The sequence below is a fragment of the Virgibacillus sp. AGTR genome (assembly GCF_016919725.2).
GTDB lineage: Bacteria > Bacillota > Bacilli > Bacillales > Amphibacillaceae > Virgibacillus > Virgibacillus salarius.
The window spans coordinates 1-1,393 of sequence record NZ_JAJERH010000159.1; the positions used below are offsets into that span (position 1 = coordinate 1).

1 protein-coding gene is annotated in these 1,393 nt (G+C 41.3%); it reads right to left on the minus strand.

What is annotated here, in order from left to right:
• Positions 1-1,393: amino acid adenylation domain-containing protein (locus JUJ52_RS22985; protein WP_228089238.1), on the minus strand; the 1,393-nt coding region annotated here is incomplete at both ends.

Consider the following 1,393-nt stretch of genomic DNA (forward strand, 5'->3'; position numbering starts at 1 on the left):
CTGCGAGAGTTCGTTCTGTACTGGTTCGTGGGGCTACATAATCATTCGTGACAAGATGCTGTTCAGCTGGTTCTGGTAACGCATATTTATTCAGTTTCCCATTCCTCGTCAATGGCATCTTCTCTACTTGGACGAAATAAGTTGGAATCATATAATGCGGTAGTCCTTCCTTCATTCCATCTCGAATAGAAGCGATGTCGAGCTCCTGTTCCCCTACGAAATAGGCTACTAATAATTTTTCGTCTGCCTCATTTTTAACGAATACTGTGGCTTCTGATACCTGTGGTTGCTTTCGCAATTGATGCTCAATTTCGCCTAGCTCAACACGATAGCCTCGGATTTTCACTTGGTTATCGATTCGTCCTAAAAATTCAATTCTCCCATCTGGCAAGAATCGGGCAAGATCTCCAGTACGATACATCCGCTCTCCTGGCTCAAAAGGATTATCAAGAAACTTCGCTTCGGTTAATTCTCGATTATGCAAATATCCTTGTGCTACTCCCACTCCACTCACATACAGCTCCCCTTTTACTCCGATTGGGCAAAGGTTTTGTTGTGGGTCCAACATATAGGCTTTGACATTTGCTAATGGTTTTCCGATTATATTCATGACTCCATGCTCTATCATTTCTTGTCGATCGATTTCCGTTGCCATACAACCGATCGTGGTTTCGGTTGGTCCATAGTGATTCATAAAACAAATCTTATTTTCTGTATCCTTGGCAAAAAAATGTGTTAAATCGTTCCGATTTAATGGTTCTCCACCTAGGATTAGTAAACGAAGTTTTCCTGTTTGCAGGAAGGTATCTAATTCATCGGATTGCATCATCACAGAAAACAGCGAAGGGGTCATTTTAACATACGTACAATGCTTCCCAATGAATGATACTAATTTGTTTGGATCCTTATAGGTGCTCTCAGAAGCGATGTGTAACGTAATCCCGCTCAGTAATGCCGTATAAATGGTTGTATAGCCTAAATCAAACGCATAGGAGGATAATAAAGCCGTTTCATCTGTCGATGTAAGGTTAATTTTTTGGATCATCGCAACTGTGTAATTAATGAGATTCGCATGACTTACCATGACACCTTTTGCTTTTCCAGTCGTTCCAGATGTATACATAACATAGGCTAGATCACGAGATTCATGGTTTATATCCAGATTGGTAGAATCAGCTTGATAAGCGCTTGAGTCTGCAAGATTGACAATCATTCCTGCAAAAGCCGTTTTATTTGCATAGGATGAAGTCGTCACGAGTACGTCCAGTTTGGCATCTTCTATCATATAATTGATTCGATCGATTGGATGTGTTGGATCGATAGGTAAGTAGGCGCCGCCTGCCTTGAGAATGCCTATCATGCCGACCATCATTTCTAGCGAACCATCGATCAT